This window comes from Bradyrhizobium sp. GW821-FHT13H06, from assembly GCF_058803975.1.
Genome location: NZ_JBXAPN010000001.1, coordinates 176,131 through 195,289 on the forward strand (window position 1 = coordinate 176,131; position 19,159 = coordinate 195,289).

Annotated in this window: 18 protein-coding genes and 1 pseudogene; 16 read left to right on the top strand and 3 right to left on the bottom strand. The window is 63.9% G+C overall.

The features are described 5' to 3' along the window. Positions 1–127: 127 nt before the first annotated feature. Positions 128–1,432: a citrate synthase gene (gene gltA / locus AC1RQP_RS00865; RefSeq protein WP_239623813.1), complete on the bottom strand. Its 1,305-nt coding sequence runs from the start codon at positions 1,430–1,432 to the stop codon at positions 128–130. A 144-nt stretch (positions 1,433–1,576) separates the two neighbouring features. Next, a complete protein-coding gene (gene gltX, locus AC1RQP_RS00870) occupies positions 1,577–3,001 on the bottom strand; it encodes a glutamate--tRNA ligase (RefSeq protein WP_492935598.1) in 1,425 nt (474 codons plus the stop codon). Positions 3,002–3,144: 143 nt separating this feature from the next. Between gltX and AC1RQP_RS00875 the strand changes: the two genes are divergently transcribed. The 10 genes and pseudogenes from AC1RQP_RS00875 to AC1RQP_RS00920 all read left to right on the top strand — a co-directional run bounded on the left by AC1RQP_RS00875 (position 3,145) and on the right by AC1RQP_RS00920 (position 10,862). Further along, entirely contained in the window at positions 3,145–4,821 is a 1,677-nt protein-coding gene (locus AC1RQP_RS00875) for a glutamine--tRNA ligase/YqeY domain fusion protein (protein ID WP_239623811.1), read from the top strand. 6 nt (positions 4,822–4,827) lie between these two features. Next, the gene (locus tag AC1RQP_RS00880; protein ID WP_239623810.1) at positions 4,828–5,214 is read left to right on the top strand and encodes a YybH family protein; all 387 of its coding nucleotides are present in this window, start codon (positions 4,828–4,830) and stop codon (positions 5,212–5,214) included. 127 nt (positions 5,215–5,341) lie between these two features. Next, on the top strand, positions 5,342–5,575 hold the full coding sequence (locus AC1RQP_RS00885; protein ID WP_239623809.1) for a DUF2171 domain-containing protein: 234 nt from the start codon (positions 5,342–5,344) through the stop codon (positions 5,573–5,575). A gap of 96 nt (positions 5,576–5,671) precedes the next feature. Continuing rightward, positions 5,672–6,595 (top strand): annotated as a pseudogene (locus tag AC1RQP_RS00890) (ComEC/Rec2 family competence protein); the annotation flags it as partial. 149 nt (positions 6,596–6,744) lie between these two features. After that, on the top strand, positions 6,745–7,977 hold the full coding sequence (locus AC1RQP_RS00895) for a tyrosine-type recombinase/integrase (protein WP_492935599.1): 1,233 nt from the start codon (positions 6,745–6,747) through the stop codon (positions 7,975–7,977). Next, positions 7,974–8,561: a hypothetical protein gene (locus AC1RQP_RS00900; protein WP_492935600.1), complete on the top strand. Its 588-nt coding sequence runs from the start codon at positions 7,974–7,976 to the stop codon at positions 8,559–8,561. The genes AC1RQP_RS00895 and AC1RQP_RS00900 overlap by 4 nt, the downstream gene beginning before the upstream one ends. A gap of 78 nt (positions 8,562–8,639) precedes the next feature. Further along, positions 8,640–8,849, top strand: coding sequence for a helix-turn-helix transcriptional regulator (locus AC1RQP_RS00905; protein ID WP_245283270.1), 210 nt, complete (start codon positions 8,640–8,642; stop codon positions 8,847–8,849). 2 nt (positions 8,850–8,851) lie between these two features. Beyond that, a complete protein-coding gene (locus AC1RQP_RS00910) occupies positions 8,852–9,130 on the top strand; it encodes a transcriptional coactivator p15/PC4 family protein (protein ID WP_492935601.1) in 279 nt (92 codons plus the stop codon). Next, positions 9,127–9,615, top strand: a complete 489-nt coding sequence (locus AC1RQP_RS00915) for a hypothetical protein (protein ID WP_492935602.1) — start codon at positions 9,127–9,129, stop codon at positions 9,613–9,615. The genes AC1RQP_RS00910 and AC1RQP_RS00915 overlap by 4 nt, the downstream gene beginning before the upstream one ends. Next, a complete protein-coding gene (locus AC1RQP_RS00920; RefSeq protein WP_492935603.1) occupies positions 9,615–10,862 on the top strand; it encodes an AAA family ATPase in 1,248 nt (415 codons plus the stop codon). Before AC1RQP_RS00915 ends, AC1RQP_RS00920 begins: the two co-directional genes overlap by 1 nt. 487 nt (positions 10,863–11,349) lie before the next feature. Here AC1RQP_RS00920 and AC1RQP_RS00925 read toward each other — a convergent pair whose 3' ends face one another. Next, positions 11,350–11,538, bottom strand: coding sequence for a hypothetical protein (locus AC1RQP_RS00925; RefSeq protein WP_492935604.1), 189 nt, complete (start codon positions 11,536–11,538; stop codon positions 11,350–11,352). Here AC1RQP_RS00925 and AC1RQP_RS00930 point away from each other — a divergent pair. The 6 genes from AC1RQP_RS00930 (at position 11,537) to AC1RQP_RS00955 (ending at position 19,146) form a co-directional block, all read left to right on the top strand. After that, positions 11,537–11,953, top strand: coding sequence for a hypothetical protein (locus AC1RQP_RS00930; RefSeq protein ID WP_492935605.1), 417 nt, complete (start codon positions 11,537–11,539; stop codon positions 11,951–11,953). The two genes, AC1RQP_RS00925 and AC1RQP_RS00930, sit on opposite strands and share 2 nt — an antisense overlap. Continuing rightward, positions 11,928–12,083, top strand: a complete 156-nt coding sequence (locus AC1RQP_RS00935) for a hypothetical protein (protein ID WP_492935606.1) — start codon at positions 11,928–11,930, stop codon at positions 12,081–12,083. Before AC1RQP_RS00930 ends, AC1RQP_RS00935 begins: the two co-directional genes overlap by 26 nt. A gap of 8 nt (positions 12,084–12,091) precedes the next feature. Next, a complete protein-coding gene (locus AC1RQP_RS00940) occupies positions 12,092–12,619 on the top strand; it encodes a hypothetical protein (RefSeq protein ID WP_492935607.1) in 528 nt (175 codons plus the stop codon). Beyond that, on the top strand, positions 12,616–13,164 hold the full coding sequence (locus tag AC1RQP_RS00945) for a hypothetical protein (protein ID WP_492935608.1): 549 nt from the start codon (positions 12,616–12,618) through the stop codon (positions 13,162–13,164). Before AC1RQP_RS00940 ends, AC1RQP_RS00945 begins: the two co-directional genes overlap by 4 nt. Positions 13,165–13,382: 218 nt before the next feature. Further along, positions 13,383–15,293, top strand: a complete 1,911-nt coding sequence (locus tag AC1RQP_RS00950) for a hypothetical protein (protein WP_492935609.1) — start codon at positions 13,383–13,385, stop codon at positions 15,291–15,293. Positions 15,294–15,375: 82 nt separating this feature from the next. Then, positions 15,376–19,146, top strand: a complete 3,771-nt coding sequence (locus tag AC1RQP_RS00955) for an LPD38 domain-containing protein (protein WP_492936355.1) — start codon at positions 15,376–15,378, stop codon at positions 19,144–19,146. Positions 19,147–19,159 lie beyond the last annotated feature (13 nt).

The following is a 19,159-nucleotide window of genomic DNA, read 5'->3' on the forward strand; positions in this document are numbered from 1 at the left end:
GGTATCCCTTCTCTCGCTTGCGAGACGAGAAGGTGGGCACGCTTTCGCCTTGCCCACCTGCAATGTCGTGCAAACAAAACGGCGCCATCGAGAGATGGCGCCGTGTCGAAAGCCGTGTTGGCCGATCTTACTTGCGATCCTTGATCGGCACGTAATCGCGCTTGGTGACGCCGGTGTAGAGCTGGCGCGGACGGCCGATCTTCTGCTGCGGGTCCTCGATCATCTCGCTCCACTGGCTGATCCAGCCGACGGTGCGGGCGACCGCGAACAGCACGGTGAACATCGAGACCGGGAAGCCCATCGCCTTCAGCGTGATGCCCGAATAGAAGTCGACGTTCGGGTAGAGCTTGCGATCGATGAAGTACTGGTCGCTGAGCGCGATCTTCTCGAGCTCCATCGCCACCTTCAGCATCGGATCGTCGCCATGGCCGGTCTCCTTGAGCACGGCGTGACACATCTTCTGCATGATCTTGGCGCGCGGATCATAGTTCTTGTAGACGCGGTGACCGAAGCCCATCAGGCGGACTTCGGAGTTCTTGTCCTTCACCTTGGCGATGAACTCGGGGATCTTGTCGACCGTGCCGATGTCGTAGAGCATGTTGAGCGCGGCTTCGTTGGCACCGCCATGCGCCGGGCCCCAGAGGCAGGCGATGCCCGCCGCGATGCAGGCGAACGGGTTGGCGCCGGAGGAGCCGGCGATGCGCACCGTCGAGGTCGAGGCATTCTGCTCGTGGTCGGCGTGCAGGATGAAGATCTTCTCGAGCGCGTCGGCGAGCACGGGGCTCACCTTGTAGTCCTCGCAAGGCACCGCGAAGCACATGTTCAGGAAGTTCTCGGCAAAGCCCAGCGAGTTCTTCGGATAGATGAAGGGCTGGCCGACGGTGTACTTGTACGCCATCGCCGCCAGCGTCGGGATCTTCGCGATCATGCGCATGGAGGCGATCATGCGCTGCTTCGGATCGTTGATGTCGGTGCTGTCGTGATAGAACGCGGCGAGCGCGCCGACGGCCGCGACCATGATCGCCATCGGATGAGCATCGCGGCGGAAGCCCTGGAAGAAGCGAGCCATCTGCTCGTGCACCATCGTGTGATGGGTGACGCGGTGGTCGAAATCCTTCTTCTGCGTGGCGGTCGGCAGGTTCCCGTAGAGCAGGAGATAGCAGGTCTCCAGGAAGTCGCCGTGCTCGGCGAGCTGCTCGATCGGGTAGCCGCGGTATTCCAGCACGCCCGCGTCGCCGTCGATATAGGTGATCTTGGACTGGCAGCTCGCGGTCGACGTGAAGCCCGGATCGTAGGTGAACAGGCCGGACTGGCCGTAGAGCTTGCCGATATCGACGACATCGGGCCCGACGCTGCCGCTGAGGATCGGAAGCTCGTAGTTCTTGTTTCCTACCGTCAGCGTGGCGGTCTTGTTGCTTGGTTTTGCGTCCATCGTAGTCCCCGATGTGTGGTGAAACGGGCCGAAGCCGGAGGCCCCGAGGCAGATCAGGGGGCAGGCCGGATGTTCCAGAATGTACGGGGGAGATGGGTATATTATTGCTGTGTGCGCTGCAAGATCGCCGCACGCATGGTCGACTTACGTCGTAGACTGGTCCTTGAGGCGGCCCAGGGTTTCCTGGCGTCCCAGGACGTCCAAAACCTCAAATATACCAGGCGACGTCGTTCGTCCGGTGAGCGCCGCCCTGAGCGGCTGGGCAACGGCGCCGAGCTTGAGACTATTTTCCTCGGCAAAGGCGCGCAGCGCGGCTTCGGTGGCGGTGCCGCTCCAGGTCTCGACCTTCTCCAGCGCGGAATGAAGCTGGCCGATCAGCTTGCGGTTCTCTTGTGTCAGCAACGCTTGCGCCTTGGGATCGAGCTCCAGTGGCCGGTCAGCGAAGATGAAATGGGCGGCGTCGATCAGCTCGATCAGCGTCTTGGCGCGCTCCTTCAGGGCCGGCATGGCCTTGAGGAGCTGCGCGCGCGTGGTGTCGTTTAACTTGGCCTTAAGCTCGTTGCGTCCGGGCACGTGGTCGAGCACGTCCTCGAACATCTTCACGAGCGATTGATCGTCGGCGTGGCGGATGTAGTGACCGTTGAGGTTCTCCAGCTTGGCGAAATCGAAGCGGGCGGCGGCGCGGCCGACGCTGGCGAGGTCGAATGCCGCGATCATCTCCTCGGTCGAGAAAATCTCCTGGTCGCCATGGCTCCAGCCGAGCCGGACGAGGTAATTGCGCAGCGCAGCCGGCAGGTATCCCATGGCGCGATAGGCATCGACGCCCAGCGCGCCGTGGCGCTTCGACAGCTTCGAGCCGTCCGGGCCATGGATCAGCGGGATGTGGGACATGCTCGGCAGCGCCCAGCCCATCGCATCGTAGATCTGCTTCTGCCGCGCGGCGTTGATGAGGTGATCGTCGCCGCGGATCACATGGGTGACGCCCATGTCGTGGTCGTCGACCACCACAGCGAGCATATAGGTCGGGTTGCCGTCGCCGCGCAGCAGGACGAGATCGTCGAGGTTCTCGTTCTGCCAGACCACGCGTCCCTGAACCTGGTCCTCGATCACGGTCTCTCCGGTCTGCGGCGCGCGCAGGCGGATGGTGGGCTTCACGCCGGCGGGGGCCGTCGCGGGATCGCGGTCGCGCCACATGCCGTCATAGAGGCGCGTGCGCCCCTCGGCGCGCGCCTTCTCGCGCATGGCGGCGAGTTCCTCGGCCGTGGCGTAGCAGCGGTAGGCCTTGCCGTCGGCCAGCAGCTGCTCGGCGACCTCGCGGTGGCGCGCGGCGCGGGCGAACTGGTAGATGACCTCGCCGTCCCAGCCGAGCTCCAGCCATTTCAGGCCGTCGAGGATGGCGGCGATGGCGGCCTCGGTGGAGCGCTCCCGGTCGGTGTCCTCGATCCGAAGCAGCATCTTGCCGCCGTGCTTCTTCGCATAGAGCCAGTTGAACAGCGCCGTGCGGGCCCCCCCGATATGGAGGAAGCCGGTCGGCGAGGGAGCGAAGCGGGTGACGACGGAATCGGACATTCTTGGCAGGGCCTATGCATTGGAGGCGGTGGTGTATAGCAGGACCGGAGCATAACTAAAGCCCGACGGCGGACATGCTAGGCCTTGGCTCAGCCACGCGAATTTGGCAGAAGGGCCGCTGATTTCCCTACAGGATTTTCGTGATGACAGAACCGGTGGCGACTGAGGTTGGGCGCGATTTCATTCGTGACATCATCCAGGCCGACCTCGATCAGGGCAGGTACAAGGAGATCGTGACCCGGTTCCCGCCGGAGCCGAACGGCTATTTGCATATCGGCCACGCCAAGTCGATCGCACTCAACTTCGGCATCGCCCAGGAGTTTCCGGGCCGCTGCCATCTGCGCTTCGACGACACCAACCCGGTCAAGGAAGAGCAGGAATACATCGATTCCATCCAGGCCGACGTGCGCTGGCTCGGCTTCGACTGGGGCAAGAACCTGTTCTTCGCCTCGGATTATTTCGATCGCCTGTACGAATGGGCGGAGCAGCTGATCCGCGACGGGCTCGCCTATGTCGATGACCAGAGCCAGGAAGAGATCCGCCTCTCGCGCGGCACGCTGACCGAGCCCGGCAAGAACTCGCCGTTCCGCGACCGCAGCGTGGAGGAGAACCTCGACCTGTTCCGCCGCATGAAGGCCGGCGAATTCCCGAACGGCGCGCGCGTGCTGCGGGCCAGGATCGACATGGCCGCGGGCAACATCAACCTGCGCGACCCCGTGCTGTACCGCATCCTGCATGCGCACCATCCGCGCACCGGTACGAAGTGGAGCATCTATCCGAGCTACGATTACGCGCATGGCCAGTCGGACGCGATCGAAGGCATCACGCATTCGATCTGCACGCTGGAGTTCGAGGACCACCGGCCGCTCTACGACTGGTTCATCGAGAAGCTGCCGGTGCCGTCCAAGCCGCACCAGTACGAATTCGCACGGCTGAACCTGACCTACACGCTCTTGTCCAAGCGCGTGCTGACCCAGCTCGTCCGTGACGGTCATGTCGCGGGCTGGGACGATCCGCGCATGCCGACCATGGCGGGCATGCGCCGCCGCGGCGTGCCGCCGGCCGCCCTTCGCGAGTTCGTCAAGCGCATCGGCGTTGCCAAGGCCAACAGCGTGGTCGACGTCGGCATGCTGGAGTTCTGCATTCGCGAGGAGCTGAACCGCACGGCGCAGCGGCGCATGGCGGTGCTGAAGCCGCTGAAGGTCGTGATCGAGAACTATCCGGAAGGGCAGACCGAGGAGCTCGAGGCGATCAATCACCCGGATGATCCATCGGCCGGCACGCGCAAGATCACGTTCGGCCGCGAGCTCTACATCGAGCAGGACGACTTCATGGAGAACCCGCCGAAGAAGTTCTTCCGCCTGTCGCCGGGCACCGAGGTGCGGCTGCGCTATGCCTATTTCGTCAAGTGCACCGGCGTGATCAAGAACGACGCGGGCGAGGTGGTGGAGCTGCGCTGCACCTACGATCCCGCAACCAAGGGCGGTAACGCGCCCGACGGCCGCAAGGTCAAGGCGACCATGCACTGGCTGGCGGCGGCGACCTCGAAGCCGGCGGAGATCCGCATCTACAACCAGCTGTTCTCCAATCCGAGCCCGGACGCTTCGAACTTCGCGGCCGACCTCAATCCGAATTCGCTGGAGATCCTCTCCGACGCGCGGGTCGAGGCTTCCGTTGCGGAGAGCAATTCGACCGCGCCGATGCAGTTCGAGCGCCAGGGCTACTTCGTGCGCGACAAGGACTCGACCCCCGGCAAGCCGGTGTTCTCGCGCACCATCGGCCTGCGCGACACGTTCGCGAAGGAAGTCGCGAAAGGTTGATGCGCAATGAGCAGCGAAGCCGACGCCATCGTTTCCGACGTCATCGCGAAATGGTGCGCCGGCTTTGCCAAGCTCGACGCCGTGGCGCTGTCGTCGCTGTACGCGACGAACGCGTTCTTCTTCGGCTCCAACCCTAAACTCTATCGGGGCAGGGACGGCGTCGCCGATTATTTCAACGGGCTGCCGCGGTGGCGCAAGCCGAGCGCGGCCTTTTCCGACGTGCAGGCGGCGCAGGCCGGCCCTGACCTGATCAACATGGCCGCGACCATCGCGTTCGATCTCGCCGGCGAGCGCCCCGCTCTCGTCGTCAAGATGAGCTGGGTCCTCATCCGCGAGGACGGCGAGTGGAAGATCGTCAATCATCACGCCTCGTCGCAGGCACCGCTGATTTAGCTATCGCGCTTAACCAACCGGTTTCGTCATTCCGGGCTCGCGCCAGGTGGCGGGCCCCGGAATGACAGAAGAATACGAACCGAAGCTCTCTCCGCGCGTTGAGGTGGCTCCAACTAAGGATTCCGCCATGCAGAACATCGCAGAGCATATGGAAGTCATCGGCGCCGACGGCGTCCACATCGGCACCGTCGATCGCGTCGAAGGCAACCGCATCAAGCTGACCAAGAAGGACAGCGGCGAGGGCAGCCACAAGGGGCACCATCATTTCATCGACAAGAGCCTCGTTGCCGACGTTGAGGGCAACAAGGTCCGGCTGTCAGCCAAGGCCTCGGTCGCGGTGACGATGGAAGAGGAAAAGTAGGGCGCCGCTCCGCCCGTTCCTGATCTGTACCGCTATTCGCCCGGTCGCGCGTTCCGGTAGCCTCCGCACCCGTCGCGTATCGTAAGGTGCAGGGGAATGGCGGAGGCGGGCCGGCCAGGGCGCTCCCAGGGAGTTGCGGGGACGTGGCCGGTCGGCCGCGCCGCACCGGCCGGCGGCTTTGCGCCGGCGGGCCTTGGCATCTGGCCGGCAATCGTCGGAACGCTGCGCGAATGGGCCCGCGCCGAGGCCGGCCCTGGCCGGCTGCTGCCCTGGGTGCCGGTCGCCTTTGGTGGCGGCATCGCGCTGTATTTCGCCGCCGATCATGAGCCGGTGCTGTGGGTCGTTGCCGCCACGGCGGCCGTTCTCGCGCTTGGCGCGGTCCTGCTGCGACGGAGCCGGCTGTTTGCCCTGGCGATCATGATCGCGGCGGGTGCGGCCGGCTTTGCCGTCGCAACCTGGAAGACGGCGCGCATCGCCCACACCGTGCTGGCCAAGCCGCTCTATTCGGTGTCGCTGTCGGGCTTCGTGGAGGCGCGCGACATCCGCGAGCGCACCGATCGCTTCGTGCTGCGCGTCAGCGCGATGGAGGCGCAGCGCAGCGACGTCAAGCTCGAGCGCGTGCGCCTGTCGGTGCGCAAGGGCACTGCACCGGAGGTCGGCAGCTTCGTGCAATTGAAGGCGCGGCTGCTGCCGCCGATCTCGCCGGTGCGTCCCGGCAGCTACGATTTCTCGCGCGACATGTTCTTCCAGGGCATCGGCGCCTCCGGCTTCGTGATGGGCGCGATCACGGCCGCACCGCCGCCGGATGCCGTCGGCTCGCGGCTGCGCTACGCGGCCTTCATGCAAGGCTTGCGCGATGCGATCGATGCCCGCATCCGTGCGACGCTCGAAGGCGACAATCGCGCGATTGCGACCGCGCTGCTCACAGGGCGGCGCGACGCGATCACCGCGCCCGTCAATGACGCGATGTTCGTCTCGGGGCTCGGCCATGTGCTGTCGATCTCCGGCTATCAGATAGCGTGAAGCGTCACGAGCATTCAGGGCGCTTCAACATCCACAGATATCAACGGCTTAGGCGACACTAGCACGTGACTGTCGGCCTCAGCATGGTTCACAAATAGTCAAGTTGATACGTCCCCCGTGCTTCCCAAAAGCGAGGACTGCTTCCCATGATTTCGGATAGGGCAAATAAATGGACCGATGCCTCGGTCCGCAAACTGGTAGCGCCGGCCGGCAAGGCAGATTTCATTCATTGGGATCCCGAACTGCCTTCCTTCGGCGTCCGGCTCCGGGGAGGACGAAGCTCGTTCGTGGTTCAGTATCGGATCGGCCGGAAGCAGCGGCGCGAGAGCCTCGGCGACGTCCGGAAACTGGAACTGAAGGACGCCCGCGAAATAGCCCGGAAGCGGTTTGCGCAAGTCGAGCTCCACATTGATCCGGTCGCGGATCGGAAGCGCCTAGAAGCGGAGCAGGCCGCCGAGGCCCATACCTTCCTGAAGGCGGCGGAGGAGTACCTAGAGACCCGCGTGTCAAAGATGCGGCCCAACACCTACATCGCCGCAAAGCGATATCTGCTCGACCATTGCCGCCCTCTGCACAAGAAGGGCGTCGGTAAGGTGACTTTCGAGGACGTTGCGGGGCTGCTGCGCGACCTCGTCCGCGACCACGGCCCAACCTCGGCGGCTCGGGCGCGCGGAACACTCGGCGCGTTCTTCGTCTGGGCGATGCGTCAGGCGAAGGTGAAGGCCAATCCAGTCATCGGGACCGAGAACCCGATCGAAGGCAAGGAACCGCGCGATCGCGTTTTGACCGACGTCGAGATTCGCGCGATCTGGCGCCATTGCGGCGAGGACGACTTCGGCCGGATCGTGCGCGTTCTGCTGCTGACAGCGTGTCGGCGCGATGAGATCGGCGCGCTCCGCTGGTCGGAGCTCGATCTGGATGCTGGCAAAATCACGTTCCCAAAGGAGCGCATCAAGAGCAAGCGGCCTTTTGTCCTGCCGCTGCCGGAGACCGCCCGCGACATCCTACGGAAGATGCCCCGCCGGCACGGCCGGGAGACCGTCTTTGGAGGCGGCCCGAACGGCTTTAATGCCTGGAGCTACAACACCCTCCGGGTCAACGCCGCGATCACCACCGCGGCCGGCAAGAGCCTGGCGCCTTGGCGACTTCACGACCTGCGCCGCACGGTTCGGACGCGTCTGGGCAAGCTGGGCGTCCTCCCGCACATCGCTGAGTTGGTCCTCAACCATGCCGGCCACAAGTCAGGTATCGGCGGGGTTTACGACCATCACACCTACGAGGCGGAGATCGGAGAGGCCCTGCGTAAGTGGGAAGCGCATCTGCTGGCGATCGTTGAAGCGGCCGACAACGTCATCCCGTTGCGGCGTAGTGAGGCTTGACCATGCTCGTGCCGCCTATCGGTTTCACTCCCCTCAAAATTGCCCTGGACCTGATACGGGCGAAGCTTCCACCGCAAGCTGATGCTGAGCGCGAGATCGCGGAAGCCTGTCATGCGGGGCGGCTAAAGGCAGCCTATCGCACATGGGATGGCGGTGCCGATGAGCTAGATCCAAAAATCTGGTGGCGTCAGCGCTGGCGCGACTTTTTTGAGCAAGGCACCGTCGATCTCGAGTTGCCACTCATCGACGACAATGGGCGGCCGGTGCCCGATGGGCGCACCGCCAAAGGGTGCACCCGGGAAATTTTCATAGCTGCCGACAGTCTCAGCTCGTTCCTTGCCTCAATTCCACCGCGACCGTCCGCCGATGCCCCGAAGGCTAAGCGCGGACCAAAGTCCGGCATACAGGATCGTGTGGTGGCCGAGATGCGGCGAGATCTAATCGACGGCAAAATTACAGTCGATAGCCTGCGGAACGAAGCTGAAAAAGCACTTGTCGCGCGCTATCACGCCTCACGTGAGACGGTGCGAAAGGCCCGGATCGCTGCAATATCTGGCGGAGTGTCGAAACCGGTCGAGAAATAGCCGGCTAACGACAAATAGCGACACGCGCCGAACGCTGAATAGTCCCTTGGCATCTTAGATGCTCAAGGGAGTGTTCTCGTGACCGACGACCTCGCGCTATCCGATCTCCGGATGCTGTCTTTCGACGAGTGGTGCCGCCTCAACAGCTTCAGCCGCAGCACAGGGCAACGCCTGCTGCGTGATGGAAAGGGCCCCCAATTTGTCAGGATCTCCACTCGTCGCATCGGTGTGACGATCGGCGAAAACCGCCGCTGGCTTGCATCTCGCATGACCGAGACGGCGGCCTGATCATGGGAGCGCGCAAACCCGAGCTGGCCGCGCCGGTCATCGTTGACCAGTTCTGGGCCAACCGTCGCCACGACGCGATCGTCGTCGACCTCTCGACCTATCAGGGCCACAACCTCGTCAACGTGCGCAAGCACGCTATGCATCGAGACGGCAAGCTCAAGCCAACGCCCAAGGGCATCGCCATCAAAGTCACGCGGCTGCCTGACCTTGCCAAGGCGATCAACAAGGCTGTGGAAAAAGCGCGCGAGCTTGGCCTGCTCGATGGGGGCGACGAAGAATGAGCGCGCCGGCACCCATCAAAATTCTCACAGCCTGCGCTGAGAAGTACGCCTTGTGCTGCGTGTCGGGCGAGATGGAAATCCAGTGGGCCGTCGATATGCTCCAAAATTTCGCCGAGCAGCGCGGCCTTGTGGTCGAGCTGGGGCAGGACAAAGTCCAGGATCTGATCGCAGCCGCTTTCATCTGGGCGAGAGCATTGGCCGATGTTGACGAAGCCGGGGCCGACGATTTACCGCCGGACTATGCGGCGCGGCTGCTTCGCGACTGGGAGATGTCCGACGAACGGGACCGCCATCGCTGGACTGGCGAGCTGCCGCCTGTGGTGCCGGCCGAGGCAATCCAAAGGCCGGTTTACCGCACGGCGCAATCAACGATAGACGCTTTCCACTATGTGGTGAACCAGGGTGATCCCGATCGGTTGGCGGCCTGGTTCCGAAATCATCCTGACGATGTGCCCACTCTCCTTCAGATGTTGGAGGCCGCGTGATGCTGACCTCCGCAAATCGCGGGATGGCGCTTCAGGTAGGTTACCAAGCGCTCAAAGATATGGGGCACGTGATGGCTCCTATGGAAGAGCCGCCGCACGATGACCGTCCGCCTGTCTCGTCGTTCGAGGAATTCGGAGGTTTTTCGAACGACGAGAGGCAGACCGAAGCGAACGACGGCGGGAAGCCTGCACAGAGGGCTGCTTACGCGGCGATCACCCCGGCGGCATGGAAGGGCACCGAGCCGGAGCAACAGCGCTGGCTGGCGTCCGGGCGCGTCCCGAGCGGCGACCTGACCATCATGTCGGGAAACGGCGGCAGCGGCAAAACCGAGATCATCACTCAGCTGCTGGTCTACGTCGCGGCCGGGCTTCAGGACTGGCTCGGCTGCACGATCGAGGGCGGCCCGGCGCTGTTTCTGAGCTGCGAGGAGCCCGAGCACAACATCCGCGACCGCGTCGAGCGCGTCTGCAAGCACCGCTGCATCGATCCCTACAGCCTGCCGGACCTGCACATGGTGTTTCCGGACCTGGAGAGCACGTGGCTAGTGCACGCCAACAAGGATGGGCGCCTTTCGCGGGCACCGCTGCTGGACTGGCTCGAGGCCTGGATCGTTCAGCACCAGCCGCGCCTAGTCGTGGTCGACAACGTCGCCGCGGTGTTTGATGGCGAGGCGATCGCCCGCCGGCAGGTGCGCGCGTTCCTTGCGATGCTTCGAAAGATCGCCAGGGAGCATGACACCGCGATCGTCCTGCTCGACCACCCCAGCGTCCGCGGCATGGCCGACGGCAGCGGTACCGCCAATTCGGTGGACTGGCGCAACTCGGTGCGCTCCATGCTGCACCTCAGCGACCCGGATAAGGACGACCCGGACGCCCGGACACTGACGGTCACCAAATCGAATTACGGCCGCATCGGCGAGAAGGTGACGCTCCGATGGGAAGGGCTGACCTTCACCACCGCTATGGCCGGCGAGGCGTCGCCGTACCGCGCCGCGGCCGATCGCGATGTCGAGGACGTCTTCCTTCGCTTGCTCGACCGACGCAACGCCCAGGGCCGCCCAGTCCACGGCAAGACCGCCAAGGGGAGCGCGCCGGCTGAATTCGTCCTGGACCCCGAAGCCGGCGGCATCACCGCGGAGGCCTTCCGCAAGGCGATGGAGCGCCTGTTTGCCCGCGGCGCCATCAGGACCGTCGAGACAGGATCGCCCAGCAAGCGCCGCCAGCACATCGAGCGGGTGTCGGCATGACCTTCCAACGCCCCTACCAACGCTCCTCCGAGCCTTCCAACGCCCCTGCCAACTGGACTGCCAACGCCCCTGCCAACGGGTGCCAACGGTACTGCCAACGCCTGTTCTCCAACCCCCCATACCCCCCAGCGTTGGAAACGCCCAACGCCGCTGGGGCGCGGCTAGGCGTTCCGGCCGCTCAAGGAAGGAAGGGCGGAAAGGAGCTGCCCATCAGCATGCATGAAGTAACTCCGCGATCGCGGCTGATTGCTGCTGATCGAAGCTGCATTATGCACTGGTCCGGCCGACAGGCTAACGGGTTAGTAACAGTTACCCTCGGCACCGGGAGGGCATGGTTGCTTCCCAGGCGCTTCCCGGTTTCTTGTCCCGCCTTGCCATCTCGCCGCAAGCGATTGATTGCACTCGGTCCGCAGCACTGCCAGCCGCTTTGTCCCAATCATGTGGCGTTCGCCGCGGAAGGGTTTTCGCGCGCGCTCTCTCGTGAACTTCAACACTCTTGGAAGCCATCGCCCGCGCGGGGCAGATGGTCAGCCAGGCTTGCAGCAAAATCTGGATCGAGGGGGGTGGGGGAAAATCCCGAGCCCTTCGCAGATTTCATGTCCTCGTTCTCTTTCGCGGCCCGGTTCAGAAATTCCGGCGCCACCAACTGCAAACACTGTTGAGCAATGTCTGACATGAAGCCGCGCCTCATCTCATCACGCGAACAGCTGCTGGAAATGGTCCGCGATCGCAGGGACGAGCTCGACCTCTCGCACGAGACGCTCGACGGCATCACGGGATTGCAAAACGGCTACGTAAGCAAATTGCTCTCGGACCCTCCAATGCGCGGCTTTGGCGAAATGTCGCTCCAGGCGGTCCTGGACGCGCTGGCGCTGCGGGTTGCGGTCTGTGTGATCGTCGAGGACGAGGAGCTCGCGAAGCGCGTCCGGGGCAGATGGAAGCCGCGCCTGCGGTCACCGACACCGAAGAAGCGTGCAGCGTCTCGGTGCGTTGTTAGCAATCCGCAAATCATGCTGGATGGCGTCAGCACGAACCTGACAGAGGTCGATGATGGCAAATACGAAGATGATCGGCGCGCGGATCAAGCCTGATCTTGAGGAGCAGGTGAAAGAGATCGCTGCACGCGATCGGCGCACGGTCTCCGACTGGATCCGGTGCCGGCTCGAGGACGCGGTCGCCGCGGCGCGCCGGCAGGACGAGCAGCCCAGCGAAGCGGCGTGAGGTGGATCATGGCAGCGCTTGGACTGAGGGGCGGGAGTGTGCCCCCAAAGATCAACAGCAGCATAGCCGAGAAGCTCGATGGCGCCCTGGCAATCCTTGCCGCACTCGAAACCGAGGGTGCTGATCTGACCCTGGCAGCGGTCGAGCGGCGGTTTGGTGCGACCGAGAAATTGACCGAGCATCGCGCCAAAATCGCAGCCGCCAGAACCGCAGTGGAAGAACTTCGCGCAGCGCAGGTGCGGGCGCAGGAAATTGAGCGCATGGCGGCATCCGCCCGGGTGCTCGAGTTGCGCAGCACGAACATGGATCAGCTGCTCGCCGGCATCAGCGCGAAGGGCTGCTGCACAGGATGCTCTGCCGCTGAGTGCATGATCGGGCCCGGAGTCGGCCGGTGCTGCCATCCGAACAAGGGGGGCCTGCCGTACGAATATTTCAACGATTCGGTTCTGCGCGATCTGCAGCACGGCGCGCGCGCCGCAATCCAGGCGATCGAGCGGGGTGATGACGAAGGCGAAGAGCAAGGAGAGGCCGCATGAGCAGCTGGGGGAATCCGGGCACAACGCTCGGTGACATGATCGTGTCGCATGCGACCGCGGCGGCACCGCCAGCACCTGCGGCACCGCCGCCTCCCGAAATCCCGGCCACCGGTGCGGAAGCGGCCACGCGGCTGAGTGCACTGAAGGCAGACCCGGGTTGGCGGGAAGAGTATCTAGGCGGCAATCCCCGTCACGCCAAGGAAATGCGGGACCTGCAGGCCAAGATCGATAGCGGAGGTGCTCCGGAGGTCGACATGGCCATGGCCGGCCTGCTTGACGATGCGCCGTTTCAGTCAACCGGTCGTCTCCAGATGATCGGCGCGACGGAAATGCTTCGGGATCTCGGCATCCGGGACGAAGTGATCCGCGAGACGCTGACCAATCGCGAGGTCACCCCTCAGGAATACGAGGCCGTTTCACGGCTGAAGGCTGAGCGGATGCGCGATCAGGCCTGGGTCAAAGAACTCCTGGCCGGCAATGGTCAGCACAGGCGCGACCTTATGCTGATGGACATCGTTCTCACGTCGCCGGTCAAAGCAGCATGAGGGACGTCAAACTTTGAGAGGCTCCAAGGGCTGGCGTGCGCCCTTTCATCCAGGCTTGGCGGTTCGCCTGGGGAGACTGAACCGCCACAAAATTGCGTAACGCGTACGGCCCCCGCAAGGACAAGGCCGGATCAGTAAGCGCCCCCCGAAAGGGACAAGGCAGAAAGGAGAAGGCGGCCCCCCGACGAGGATAAGGCCGAGGCGGACGGTGACCAGCAGTGGCACCGTCGAGATTTCATCGGCCAAACATGCTTACTCGGAGCCTCAAGTTCGCTGCGACGATCGTCGCGTCGCTACTGTTGCCGGCGCTCGCCGCGGCCCAGACCTTCCCCACCGTGCCCTCCGGCACCGTCATCGGTCGAACCGCGATCGGCTCCGGGCCCGCACAAGCGATCCCATTCTCGCAGCTCATCGCGTCGATGCTGTCGAGTTCGCTCGATCTCAACACGGTCAACGTCAATTCTGTTGTCTACAAGGGATCGACCAGCGGACAGGCAACCGTCAGCGCGCAGGCTGTAGCGGGGACGCCGACGATCAAATGGCCGACACAATCCGGCACGGTGCCGACCACGGCAACCTCTCCGATCCTGCTCGATGCCGTCACGGGCATCATTAGTTGTCCGACCTGTGCTACCAGCACCGCTGCGGCATCTCCGATCCTTGCCTCGCGCGCGCTGGCACAGACGCTGAACCTATCGGACTTCGACGGTCTGGTGACAGCAGGCTACGCTTCAGCAGGCGATGGCGGCGGGGCTACGTTCAAGAAGATCGCCGGCAACTTCCTCGACACGCGTGTTCTATCTGGCACGATTACCGCAAACGGCACCTCAGGCTGCACCAACGGGACCTATTACACTCTTCCATTCAACGGGGGCAATGGACGCGGCGAGCTCGGCGGCACTACGGGCGTCATCACCGTTTCTGGCAATGTGGTCACTTCTATCGCCAATGTCGGCGGCTATAACGGGGCCATGGCCGGCGGCTATACTGCCGGCGATGTCCTCTCGGTGACCGTGCCTGGCTGTGCATCGACCGTGACATGGACCGTCTCCAGCGTCACCACACCGACCGGCTCTTTCACCGATGCCGTCGGAAACAAGTGGCAGATTGTCTTCCCGGCTGCCGGCCTCGACGCGCGCGCGATGGGCGTGAAGTTTGACTGGGACGGAACGGACGGCACGGCAACAGACAACTTCACCACGCTTCAGAATGCCTTGAGCTTTGCGTGGTACAAGACCAGCACCAGCATCGATGTTGGAGGCACGCAAGGCGGCCTAGTTCTGCTGACGAAGCAGACTGCAATGATCGGCTGCTCGGCAACAACGCCGCTCATGGTGCCCTATGGCGTCAAGGTGAAGGGGCAAGGCAACTACGCCAGCGTGATCAAGATGTGCAACACGTTCCCGGCGAGTATCAATCAATGGGAGCTCTGCAATTCATTCTCGCATCTAGCATGCTTCGGGTCGCTGCTTGAAGATTTCCAGATTTTCAATCAGTTTGACATCGTCGGGGATTCCAGCAGGTCTACCGTCTACACCAACAACGCGCAGCACGAATCCGGCATGCGCCGCATGGCGATCTATCCTGGCGCGTGCGGTCGGGCGTCAACCTACGAAACGGGATACGGCGGCGCGACATACATCCTACTCGATAGCGTGGAGTTCAAGGGTGGTAAGTCGACTGCGAATTGCCTCGCAGGTGGGTCGTCTGGAGGGGCCCAAGTTTACATCAACTACGGAACCACTCAGGTGCTCATCGACAACCTGAACTTGGGTGGGCTTTCCTCCGGATCCGGCGGACCGCGTGAGTTTGGCTTGGCAGTCGTTGGCGGCTTCGTCGATATCCGCGGCCTCCATGCCGAGCAGGTCTTAAATCCTGTCACCATCAACATCCCTGGCGGCGTCGCCAGTGGCATGGTGCGCGCTCGCAGCGTGATCGGCGGCGTCGATTGCGTCGGCCTGTTTACTCTTCCAAACGGCAACACAATCGGCAACTTCATGATCAGCCCGCCGATGGCCGTCAACGGCTGCACCCGACTTGTCACGAACGGCCAGTCGGGCGCCACCACGCACATGACGTCTCCATCGGCAACGGACGTCGTGTTCACCCCTGATCCACATGCTTGGTAATGGAGGATCGTATGCGGATCCGGTGCAAGGGCTATCTCGATAGGGTCGTCTATACCGGAACGAGGGTGAAGCCGTGACGGAGATGACGGACGATGAGGTCTTCGGCGCCCAGGTCGAAGATTGGGTCAAGGTCGTCCCACAGCGCGAGATGTCCGACGCTGAAGTTTTCGGGACAACCGGTACTGATGATTGGGAGCCTGTGCGGCAAAGCGTCGAGGCGCCGACCCACATTCCGGAAGCCTTCCTGCGCCGGTTCTCGATCGAGCCTGACCCTGTAGAGAACCTCGAAAAGACGGCCGGCCCGAACTTGGCCGCCCGCGTTCTGGGCGCGATCTACGAGGGCGGCGCCGCCGGATTCGGCGATGCGCCGACCGGCCTGTCGCCGGAGGACACCAAGAGGCTGCAGAAGCTCGGCATCTTCCAGGATCCGGACGCGCCGCGCGACATCACCAGCGGCATCCGGTTCCTGAACGAGGCGGGCATCAGGGCGACCTACAACGCGGTCGAGGCGACGTTCCGCGGGCTGAACGCGGCGGTCTACGCCGCTGGCGCGGTCGGCGGGCAGGTCGCCGCCGAGGTCACGGGCGGCAACGAGGCCGAGCAGGCGCGCGCCCGGCGGGACGGTGCGCACATGGCGACGATCGCGACCTTGCTGATGGGCGGCCAGGCCACCGCGCGCCGGACCCGCACGCCGACCGGCGAGATCATCCCGGAACCGATTGGCTCGATCGCCCGGTCCGAGGACTTCGTCACCGCGGCCGAGATCGTGGCCGGCGAAAAGGCTCCCCTCGCAGTCCAAGAAAAGCTGCTGGCGGCCTATACCGAACGCGGCCTGCATCCGGCGGAGCTCGCACACGACGCCCAGACCAATCCTGTAATCGCCCAGGGGCTTCTCAGCAGCGATCCGGGCGTGTTGCCGGGTGGTGAGCCGCCGCGGCCGCCCAAGCCCCCAGGCGAGTCTGGCAAGCCGCCGGAGCCGCCTTCTGGATCGTTTGAGGAAGCCCAGAGGAAAATTCTCGCCAAGATCAGCATCGGCGAGCGAGCGACGGGGGAGGGCCTGACCTGGAAGAAGCTGTACACATGGACTGTGGATAACCTGCACCCGCTCAAGGCCGTGGACGAGGACGCCTATCAGCTGGCGCGGCTGACCCGCGGCCAGTTCGGCAAGGCGGAGCACTTCATCGAGCACGGAACCTTCGACTTCGCCACCTACAAGAACAACGGCAAGCCGCTGGCCGAGATCATCGAGCCGGTGGCCAAGGACCTGGACGGCTTCCGGGCCTACCTGGCGTCGAAGCGCGCGCTCGAGATCGAGGCGAGCGGCCGCACGTCCGGCATGGACGTAGAGGCGGCGGCGCGTGTCGCGGCCGACGGCGAGGGGAAATATGGCAGGGCTTCTGCCGAACTGGTCGAGTACCAGAACAAGGTGCTGACCTACCTGAAGGACAGCGGCGTCCTGTCCGATGAGGCCTTCGGCGCCATGGCTGAAGCCGGCAAGAACTACATCCCGTTCTACCGGGTGATCCAGCCCGAGAGCGGCGGCGCGGCCGGCAAGTCGTTCGGGCCCGGCAACCCAGTGAAGCGCCTGAAGGGCTCCGAGCGCGACATCGTCGACCCGCTCGAATCCGTGATCAAGAACACCTACGCCTACATCTCGGTGGCGGAGCGGAACGCGGTCGGCATCAAGCTGATCGACGCGCTGAAGAAGGACGGTGCCGAGGTCAAGGTGAACCCTCAAAAGCCGGCCGCTAAATCTACAGGCGGTACTCCATCTCCTGCGCCTGGAACGACGAGGTTCTATCACGGGCATGCGGAAGCCGCCGATCCTACATCGTATGGCGCTTGGGTAGCGAAAAAAGAGGATTACGCTAGGAATTACCGAGGCGGTCCAAACAAGGTTTCTTATATCGATCTCACCGATGCCGAAATGAAGGCGGAGGGCCTATGGGATGACATCAACGGGATGGTGCGCTCTACCGGGCAGCTTTCTGAAGATATGAGCAAGCGTATCCGCCCGCTGGACAAGGACCAAGCACCTGCAAAGTCGACTGGATCTGACGCAGAACTTATCACGTATCTCAAAGAAAACGGCATCACCGAGCCGGAGGCGATCATCGACTTCGTCAAGACGGCCATTCCCGAGGAGGGCGAGACGCTCAGCGCCTTCCGGAACGGCGTGAAGGAGACGGTCAAGATCGATGATCCCGAGCTCGTGCGCGCCTTCCGCGGGCTGGACCAGGACAGCGCGAACCTGCTGACGCGGGTGCTGGCGCTGCCGGCCAAGGGCCTGCGCGCCGGCGCCACGCTGTCGCCGGATTTCATGGTCCGCAACATCGTGCGCGACTTCGCGACGGCCTTCGTCAACAGCGGCCGCGGCCTGTTTACGCCAGTCGACACCGCCAAGGGCCTGATCAGCGCGATCCGCAAGGATGCCGATTTCCAGGACTGGATGAAGGGCGGCGGCGCCAATGCCACCATGGTCGCGCTCGACCGCCGCTACATGCAGGAGAGCCTCGCCAAACTATCCGGCGAAACCGGCCTGATGGAGCGCTCGTGGAACGTGGTGACCAGCCCGATCCGCGGCCTGCGTATGGTGTCCGAGCTGGCCGAGAACGCCACCCGCCTGGCCGAGTTCAAGAAGATGCGCGGCGAGGGGAAGGCGGCCATTCAGGGTGCTGCGTTCGCCTCGCGCGAGGTCACCCTCGACTTCGCCCGGATCGGCGCCTCGATGCGCGCGGCGAACATGATCACCGCCTTCATGAACGCCCAGGTCCAGGGCCTGGACCGGGTCGGCCGCGCCTTCGTCGACCACCCCTTCAACACCACGGCCAAGGTCGTGGGCGGCATCACCTTGCCATCGGTCCTGCTCTGGTGGGCCAACCACGACGACCCCCGCTACAAGGAATTGCCGCATTGGCAGAAGGATCTGTTCTGGATCGTGATGACGAAGGATCACATCTACAGGATCCCGAAACCGTTCGAGCTCGGCCTGGTGTTTGGCTCCGGCGTCGAGCGCATCCTGGATCAGACCGTCGGCAACAATCCGGAAGCGTTCGACAAGTTCGGCAAGTCGATCATCGACATCGTGACCCCTGGCGTGGTTCCGACCTTCGCTCAGCCGCTGCTCGAGCAATATGCCAACCGGTCCACGATGACCGACCGGACGCTGATTCCCGCGGACCAGGAAAAACACCTGCCTGAGTACCAGTACACGCCGTACACGACCGAGCTCGCCAAGCGGCTTTCCCAGATCGTGAGCGCGTTCCCCGGCATGCGCTCGACCGCCGTCGGGCCCGGCGCGCCGTTCGGGCCGATCGCGCGCGCCACGACGTCGCCCATCCTGATGGAGAACTACATCCGTGCCTGGACCGGCGGCCTTGGCATGTACGCCCTGCAGGCGGCCGATGCGAGCCTACGCAAGGCCGGCGCACTGCCTGACCCTGTCAAGCCGACCGACACGCTGGCCGATATCCCGGTCGTGAAGGCGTTCGTGGTGCGTTACCCGTCGGCGAACGCGCAGTCGCTTCAGGACTTCTACGACCAGAACGAGACCACCAAGGCCTACTACGACACATGGCTGGCGAAGGCCCGGGAAGGCGATGTCGACGCCATGTCGCGCATCCAGGCGGCCGGCGGCCCCATGATGTTCATGCGGCTTGACGCGATCAAGGACACCCTGTCGCAGCACTCCAAGCTGGTGCGGGACATCTACAAGAACCCGACCGTGAAGCCCGAGGAAAAGCGCCAGCTGATCGACAGCCTCTACTTCAACATGATCGAGATCGGCAAGGGCGGGAGGCAGATGCTGAAGGACAGCGAGAAGGCGCTGCAGACCGCGACGGCTACGCCGTGATGTCCGCGCGTGG

Bases quoted from the DNA above. Each gene is read 5' to 3' on its own strand.
- AC1RQP_RS00925 (WP_492935604.1), bottom strand. From the start codon at position 11,538: ATGTCAGACATTGCTCAACAGTGTTTGCAGTTGGTGGCGCCGGAATTT.
- gltA (WP_239623813.1), bottom strand. From the start codon at position 1,432: ATGGACGCAAAACCAAGCAACAAGACCGCCACGCTGACGGTAGGAAAC.
- gltX (WP_492935598.1), bottom strand. From the start codon at position 3,001: ATGTCCGATTCCGTCGTCACCCGCTTCGCTCCCTCGCCGACCGGCTTC.
- AC1RQP_RS00940 (WP_492935607.1), top strand. From the start codon at position 12,092: ATGGCAGCGCTTGGACTGAGGGGCGGGAGTGTGCCCCCAAAGATCAAC.
- AC1RQP_RS00895 (WP_492935599.1), top strand. From the start codon at position 6,745: ATGATTTCGGATAGGGCAAATAAATGGACCGATGCCTCGGTCCGCAAA.
- AC1RQP_RS00880 (WP_239623810.1), top strand. From the start codon at position 4,828: ATGAGCAGCGAAGCCGACGCCATCGTTTCCGACGTCATCGCGAAATGG.
- AC1RQP_RS00920 (WP_492935603.1), top strand. From the start codon at position 9,615: ATGCTGACCTCCGCAAATCGCGGGATGGCGCTTCAGGTAGGTTACCAA.
- AC1RQP_RS00915 (WP_492935602.1), top strand. From the start codon at position 9,127: ATGAGCGCGCCGGCACCCATCAAAATTCTCACAGCCTGCGCTGAGAAG.
- AC1RQP_RS00910 (WP_492935601.1), top strand. From the start codon at position 8,852: ATGGGAGCGCGCAAACCCGAGCTGGCCGCGCCGGTCATCGTTGACCAG.
- AC1RQP_RS00930 (WP_492935605.1), top strand. From the start codon at position 11,537: ATGAAGCCGCGCCTCATCTCATCACGCGAACAGCTGCTGGAAATGGTC.
- AC1RQP_RS00885 (WP_239623809.1), top strand. From the start codon at position 5,342: ATGCAGAACATCGCAGAGCATATGGAAGTCATCGGCGCCGACGGCGTC.
- AC1RQP_RS00955 (WP_492936355.1), top strand. From the start codon at position 15,376: ATGACGGACGATGAGGTCTTCGGCGCCCAGGTCGAAGATTGGGTCAAG.
- AC1RQP_RS00945 (WP_492935608.1), top strand. From the start codon at position 12,616: ATGAGCAGCTGGGGGAATCCGGGCACAACGCTCGGTGACATGATCGTG.
- AC1RQP_RS00935 (WP_492935606.1), top strand. From the start codon at position 11,928: ATGATCGGCGCGCGGATCAAGCCTGATCTTGAGGAGCAGGTGAAAGAG.
- AC1RQP_RS00875 (WP_239623811.1), top strand. From the start codon at position 3,145: ATGACAGAACCGGTGGCGACTGAGGTTGGGCGCGATTTCATTCGTGAC.